Origin of the sequence: Streptomyces soli (genome assembly GCF_003999195.1) — a bacterium.
Taxonomy (GTDB): Bacteria; Actinomycetota; Actinomycetes; order Streptomycetales; family Streptomycetaceae; genus Actinacidiphila; species Actinacidiphila soli.
Map to the genome: position 1 here is coordinate 1 of NZ_RJVR01000035.1, position 6,848 is coordinate 6,848.

Annotated in this window: 6 protein-coding genes; all 6 read left to right on the forward strand. The window is 69.5% G+C overall.

Annotation, left to right across the window (positions count from 1 at the left end; translation table 11 throughout):
- Nucleotides 1–433: 433 nt before the first annotated feature.
- Complete coding sequence (locus EFK10_RS01860; RefSeq protein WP_127354034.1) at nucleotides 434–958, forward strand: signal peptidase I; 525 nt, start codon at nucleotides 434–436, stop codon at nucleotides 956–958.
- Between the two features lie 653 nt (nucleotides 959–1,611).
- The gene (locus EFK10_RS01865; protein WP_127354035.1) at nucleotides 1,612–2,277 is read left to right on the forward strand and encodes a PadR family transcriptional regulator; all 666 of its coding nucleotides are present in this window, start codon (nucleotides 1,612–1,614) and stop codon (nucleotides 2,275–2,277) included.
- 212 nt (nucleotides 2,278–2,489) lie between these two features.
- Nucleotides 2,490–3,749 carry an FAD-dependent oxidoreductase gene (locus tag EFK10_RS01870; RefSeq protein ID WP_127354036.1) on the forward strand — a complete coding sequence of 420 codons (1,260 nt, stop codon included), beginning with the start codon at nucleotides 2,490–2,492 and terminating at the stop codon, nucleotides 3,747–3,749.
- Nucleotides 3,750–3,881: 132 nt separating this feature from the next.
- Nucleotides 3,882–4,373: a DNA polymerase III subunit beta family protein gene (locus EFK10_RS01875; protein WP_127354037.1), complete on the forward strand. Its 492-nt coding sequence runs from the start codon at nucleotides 3,882–3,884 to the stop codon at nucleotides 4,371–4,373.
- A gap of 109 nt (nucleotides 4,374–4,482) precedes the next feature.
- The gene (locus EFK10_RS01880) at nucleotides 4,483–5,961 is read left to right on the forward strand and encodes an AAA family ATPase (RefSeq protein ID WP_127354038.1); all 1,479 of its coding nucleotides are present in this window, start codon (nucleotides 4,483–4,485) and stop codon (nucleotides 5,959–5,961) included.
- 175 nt (nucleotides 5,962–6,136) lie between these two features.
- On the forward strand, nucleotides 6,137–6,848 hold a 712-nt coding region (locus EFK10_RS01885; RefSeq protein WP_206305270.1), incomplete at its 3' end, for a hypothetical protein.

The following is a 6,848-nucleotide window of genomic DNA, read 5'->3' on the forward strand; positions in this document are numbered from 1 at the left end:
GTTCGCCATCGATTTCTCCGTCAACAACGGCATGGACCCGGGCAACTACCTGCCGAGCAGGTGCCCGGGCGGTCACCTGCCGTGGTGGCCGTTCTGACAACCGCCGTAGGGCTTGCCTCGGTGCAGAGCTTGTCAAATTAAGAAGGGTACGGCTCGGTTTAAGGGACGGTGATCAGCAGGGGTTTCGCGTTCCGGAAGACCGGTAAGTCCTTTGTGGTGCGGGGGTTGGGTCCGGCGTGGCAGCGTCGGCGGCATCGCGGGGAGGGGCGCGTGGAGCAGGGGCTGCTGGCGCTGCTGAAGCAGTACGAGGAGGCGGCCCGGCGGCGAGTGGAGGAGCTGCGGGCCGAGCTGGCCGCGCTGAACGAGCGGATCGCTGCCGCCGAGGGGGGGGGAGCTGTCCGATCTGCTGGTCACCCAGGCGACCCTCGCCCGCGTGCTCTGCGAACGCGACGCGGACGGAGCGGAGTTCGCGCAGGTGTCCGCACGGGATGCGGATCCGGACGATCTGCCCGGCTCCCTGACGCCGGTTGTGCACGTCGCGACCGGTGAGGTGCCCGCGGAGGGTGACGTGGTGCAGTCCGGTTCCATGCGTCCCGCCCTCATGCCGGGCGACGTCGCTCTCTACCAGCCACCGCGCGACGTCACACCGGCGGTGGGCCAGATCGTGCTGTTCCAGGACCCCACCAGACCTGGCCAGCTGCTCACCCATCGGGTCTACCAGGTACTACCCAACAACGACCTGATCACCAAAGGTGACGCCAACTCCACACCGGACTCCACCCCGGTCCGGCCCACGGCACTCCAAGGCGTGGCACGGTTGCGCGTGCCCTGGATCGGGCTATCGGTCCAGCTCTGGCGTGCCAAGCAGCTTGTGCCCGAGGCGATCGTGCTACTCGGACTTGCCATGCTGCTCGCGCTTGCCGCTCTGCCACTGCACGGCCGCAGCCGACACAAGTAGTCCCAGTGGCCTCCTGAACGGCGCGGGATGACCTTGCAATGACGGGGACGCCCCGCTGACCACGGCATTCGTCACTACCTGCCCGGTGCGCCGCGCCGGGCCAGCGCTGCGTCGGCGGCGGCCTGCAGGACTGCGTGCAGTTGCTCGCCGTCGGTCAGGCAGCGGGTCCGTGTCGGGGGACGCGCCAGTGTAGGCCCGCGGTGCGCTGCGGGCTCGGCACGGCGAGATAGGTTGCTGCGCTCTGGACGCGCACGCCGGACGCGGGCCGCATCTGCCAGTGCGCGGCCTGGCCGGGTTGGACCAGAAAGTACAGCAGGGCGCCCCCGGGGTCCTCGATGTACGACTACGAAGTCGCAGTGTCGGTGTCCCTCCCCGCGGACGCGGGGGCGACCGGGCGCAGCGTGCTGGACTACATGATTGAGTCCGAAGTCTGGGCTGGTCAGTGGTCGTAGGCGATCAGTGATCGTTTGCTGGCTGCGCCGGTTTTGGTGTTGCGCCAGATCGCGGCGGCCGTGGCAAGGACCAGGACATAGGCGTCAAGTGGGGCTCGGGACGTGGTAGCGCGGACCTGTTGCCTTCGATTACTCGCCGACATATATTTGTAGACGAGTAACCGAGGCAGCACCGCGGACTCGGGAAGGAGACGACCGCCGATGGCCGCGAAGCGCAAGGTCGACAACCTGATGGCCCTGTCGGTGCTCGCCACGGTCATGCAGCGGCCGATGCACCGCTACGAGATCGCCTCCCTGATCCGGGCCCATGGCAAGGACCAGGACATGGCTGTCAAGTGGGGCTCGCTCTACACGGTCGTCCAGAACCTGGCCAAGCACGGCTTCCTGGAGATCGTCGGCACGGACCGCCAAGGCGCGCGCCCGGAGCGGACGATCTACCGGATCACCGAGGCGGGCCGCCAGGAGATGCTCGACTGGACGCGCGAACTGCTGTCCACCCCGGAGCCCGAGAGCCCGCGGTTCGCCGCCGGGCTGTCGGTCCAGATGACCCTGCCGCCCGGCGAGGTCATCGCCCTGCTGCGGACCCGTCTGGGCGCGCTGGAGGCCTCCGTCGAGGACCAGCGGGCCTCCCTGGCCGCCTATGCGCGGGACATCCCACGGCTGTTCCTCGTCGAGAACGAGTACACGCTCGCGCTCGTCGAGGCGGAGGCGGCCTGGGTGCGCGCGCTGCTCGACGAGCTCGAGACGGGGACGTTCCCCGGTCTGGCGACCTGGCAGGCGTTCCATGACACCGGAGAGCTCCCTCAGGAGCTCGTGGACCTCGCGGAGAAGGGGGCGACGCCCGCGCACCAGAGCGAGACCGAGTAGATCCGCCGTCGGCGGCGGTGCGCCAACACCGCCGCCGACGCTCGGGGCGGGGCTGTTGGGCAGCCCACCCCGCGAACACTCTCGAAACCGAAGTCCGTACGAGGCGAACCCGGCCGCGAGGTGGCAACCCAAGGATAGCTGGGCCCTTGTGCATGGCTTCGGTGAAGCGATCACCGCAAGAACCGACGCAGAACTCACACAAGGAGACCAGCATGTCCACGAACAGTTCCTCGAACGCATCCGCCGACAGAAAGCCCACCGGGCGCGCCGTCCGCACCGCCCTGGTCATCGGCGGCGGCATCGCAGGGCCCGTCGTCGCGACGGCCCTGCTCAAGGCGGGCATCGAAGCCGTCGTCCACGAGGCCCACCCGCAGCTGGACGAAGGCATCGGCGGCAGTCTGGCCCTGGCGCCCAACGGCGTGGCCGCCCTCGACGTAATCGGCGCCGGCGACGCGGTCCGAGCCATCTCCCTGCCGATCGCCCGCTCGGTCATGTCGGTCGGGGCCAAGACGGTCGCCCTGCCACGGCTCGAAGGCGTCGAGCCCCTCCAACTCATCGGACGCGGCGACCTGCACCGCGTCCTGCACGATCTCGCCGCCGACGCGGGCGTCGTGTTCGAGTACGGCAAGCGCCTGGTCGACGCGCAGGAGGGACCAGACGGCGTCACCGCGCACTTCACCGACGGCACCACCGCCACGGCGCACGTCCTGATCGGCGCCGACGGTGTCCGCTCCACCGTCAGAACCCTGATCGACGCGGACGCGCCCAGCGCGGGCTACACCGGCCTGCTCAGCTTCCAGGGCTACGTCCCCGGCGACCTCCTGCCCGACCTCGAACCGGGCATCATGACCTTCGCGTTCGGCGCCCAGGCGTACTACCTGTACTGGAAGCAGGCCGACGGCCGCGTCACCTGGGGCGCCAACTTGCCGTCCAAGCAGTACCTGTCGCTGACCGAAGCGCGCCAAACCCCGACCGAGGAATGGCTGCGGCAGCTGCGCGAGACCTACGCCGACGACACGCCAGGCCAGCTGCTGGCGCGGAACACGGACCCGGACACGTTCGCCGTCAACGGCGCGATCCACATCATGCCGCCGATCCCGCACTGGCACCGCGGCCGCATGGTGCTGATCGGCGACGCGGTCCACGCGCCGTCCAACAGCACCGGCCAAGGCGCGTCGTTGGCGATCGAGAGCGGGATCCAGCTGGCCCGCTGCCTACGGGACCTGCCGGACGCCACGTCGGCGTTCGCGGCGTACGACCAGGTGCGGCGCGAGCGGGTCGAGAAGATCACGAAGCGCGGCGCGAGGACCAACCGCACCAAGACGCCGGGACCGATCGGCCGCAAGGTGATGCAGGTGACGATGCCGGTGTTCTTCCGTCTGCTGAACTTCGAGAAGTCGCTCGGGTGGGAGCAGCGGTACCGGATCGACTGGGACGCGCGAGTGGAGGCTGAGGCAAAGGCTGCGGGCTGACGTTCCCCGCATCAGCCGTGGCTCTACGACGAACTCACCAAGACGCTCGCCGCCGCCGCCGCGGGTGAGACCAAGGCCGCCACCGCCGGGACCGTCGTCACCGTCGACGGCGACCAGCCGTCGACGTCTCAGGTGTCGGTCCCAGTCACGGTGCACCCGCTGCAGGAGTACCCGAGCCTGCCGCCCGCCGCGCCGCCGGTGGTCACCGTCGACGGCCCGGAGTTCTTCCGTCAGCCGGCCCGCGTGCTGCCCGCCGCCGGGAAGGACGACACCCAGCCGGTGCTCACCATGGTGAGCCTCACACTGTCCGGCGGATCGCTGCGCATGGCCACGTCCGACCGCTACCGGCTCACCGTGGCCGACGTGCCCGCCCAGCCGCGGGAGACCGACACCGAAGCCGCCGAGCCGCCCGAGGCCGTCATGGTGCCCGCCCGCGTGCTGGCCCAGGTCGCCAAGCACCTGGGCACGTACACCGGCCCGATCGCGATCGGCACGCGCGCCGAGGAACCGTCCCCGCTGCTCACCCTGAACATCGGGGGCGCCGAGATCACCACCGACATCTACGAAGGCGAGCACATCAAGCTGGACAACCACCCGCCCACCCAGTACCGCTACGCCGCATGATCTGCAGCGATGACTTTCCGAGCCCCACACGGTGCCGAAGGCCTTCAATGATGAGCGTATGTATAATAGCTGTAGTCATTATTGGCGGGCTGGCGATGGGTGATAGGTGATGGACAAACCGACGAGGATGTTCGACCGGGATTTCGAGTGGGGTGAACTGGTGCGCTTCGCCTCCTATCAAGGGGCGGAGGCGACGCTGGGGGTGGTGTCGGGGCGCCGCCGGCAGGGCAAGACGTTCCTGCTGGACGGGCTGTGCCGGGCGACCGGCGGGTTCTTCTTCTCGGCCAGCGAGGCGACCGAGGCGGAGTCGCTACGGCAGTTCGGGGGAGCGCTGGCGCGGTTCGAGGGGCGACGCACGCCGTACCGGTTCGCCCACTGGGAGGAGGCGGTCGCGGAACTGATGGGCCTGGCCGTGCAGGGCGGCGCGCCGCGGGTCGTGGTCCTGGACGAGTTTCCGTTCCTGGCGAAGGCCTCGCCGGAGCTGCCCTCGTTGCTGCAGCGGGCGCTCGGGCCGCAGGCGCGGCATGAGGGCGGCCCGGTGCGACTACTGCTGTGCGGTTCCGCGCTGTCCTTCATGGGCGGTCTGCTGTCGGGCACGGCCCCGCTGCGCGGGCGCGCCAGTCTTGAACTGGTCGTGCCCACCTTGGACTTCCGTCTGGCCTCCGACTTCTGGGGGCTGACCGGGGATCCGCGCCTGGCCCTGCTGGTCAACTCGGTGGTCGGCGGAACCCCAGCCTACCGGCGCGAGTTCGTGCTCGGCGACGCACCTTCGGACGTGGACGACTTCGGTCCCTGGGTGCTGCGCAATGTGCTCAACCCCGGACGCCCGCTGTTCCGCGAGGCACGGTTCCTGCTGGCGGAGGAACCCGACCTACGGGACACCGCCCTCTATCACAGCGTGCTCGCCGCCATCGCGCAGGGAAACCACACCCGCGGCGGCATCGCCGGCTTCCTGGAACGCAAGTCCACCGATCTGGGACATGCTCTGACGGTCCTGGAGGACACCGGGATGATCGTACGAGAGCCGGATGCCTTCCACGGCAAGCGCTCCGCCTACCGCATCGCCGAACCTATTCTCACGTTCTACTACGCCTTGATGCGCCCGCAGTGGAGCGACCTGGAACGCCCCGATCAGGCCGCCGCCGTGTGGGAACGCGCGCAGCCCACCTTCCGCAGCCAGATCGTCGGTCCGCATTTCGAGCAGGTTTGCCGCAGTTGGACCCGCTGGTACGCCTCACCTGACACCCTCGGCGGACAACGCACCCGCGTCGAATCCGGAACCGTCCCCGACCCGGGCGCCAAGACAAGCCACGAAGTCGACGTGGTGGTATTCGGCCGCCATGCCGACGGCCGCGAGGCACTCCTCGCCATCGGGGAGGCCAAATGGAACGAGACCATGGGCCTGAACCACCTCCAGCGCCTCGAGCACATCCGGGCCCTGCTGCGCTCGCGCAACAACGTGGACGCCGAGCAGACACGCCTCCTGTGCTTCAGCGGCGCGGGCTTCACCCCAGAACTGCTGAACCTCGCTGAACAGGACCCTGGACTCCGATTGATCGACCTGCATCGACTCTACGCAGGTGAATGACTGGGAGCAGCGGGTGCTGAACTGTCGCCGCTGGGGGTCAGGGGGTCGCCGGTTCAAATCCTGTCGTCCCGACTTGCATCGCAGCAGGTCAGAGGCCATTTCCGCCGGTGGGCGGGGGCGCTCGCCATCATGACGAAGGCCCAGGCGAACCAGCGTGAGACCGGATGCCTGGGCCTTGATCATTCCCCTATTCGGAGCCATCCAGGACGGCATGTCCCCCGACATGGTCGCCAAGCGCACCGGCCGCACGAAGGCCGCCGTCGAGCAGGCCGCCACCGCCGTGAAGACCGTGGGCGCAGCCACCCGGGCCGCCCTGGCCCAGGCCGACGGCTACGAGTGGACCACCGACGTCCTTGCCGTCCTGGGCGAGTTCGACGACGACCCCGCCGCCGTCGAGCGGCTCATCACCGCGCGCACCGCCGGGTACTTCGCCCACCAGGTCACCCGGGAGCGCGACGACCGCACCAAGGCCCAGGCCCGCGACGCGCGCCGGGCGGAACTGGCCGCCGCAGGGGTGACCCTGATCGAGGACGCCGACGACCTGCCCGACACCTCCGGGTTGCTGGCCGAGCTGCGGGGCGCCGACGGCGACGAGATCGATTCCGTGGACCATGCTTCCTGCCCCGGGCACGTGGCCATCTGGGCCGAGTACAACGAGGTCGCCCCGGCCGCCGTGATGTTCCTGTGCACCGACCCCGAGGCGCACGGCCACGCGCTCAAGGAGGACGACGCCCCGCAGGAGGAGCCGGACCAGGCGTCGACGGACGCCGGTCAGTCCGCCGCCCCGGTCAAGCCGGAGAAGGAAGAGGGGATGCCCTACAACCTCAAGGTCGAGGGCAACGCGGCGTACCGGGCAGCGGGCAAGACCCCGCGCCAGTGGCTGCGCA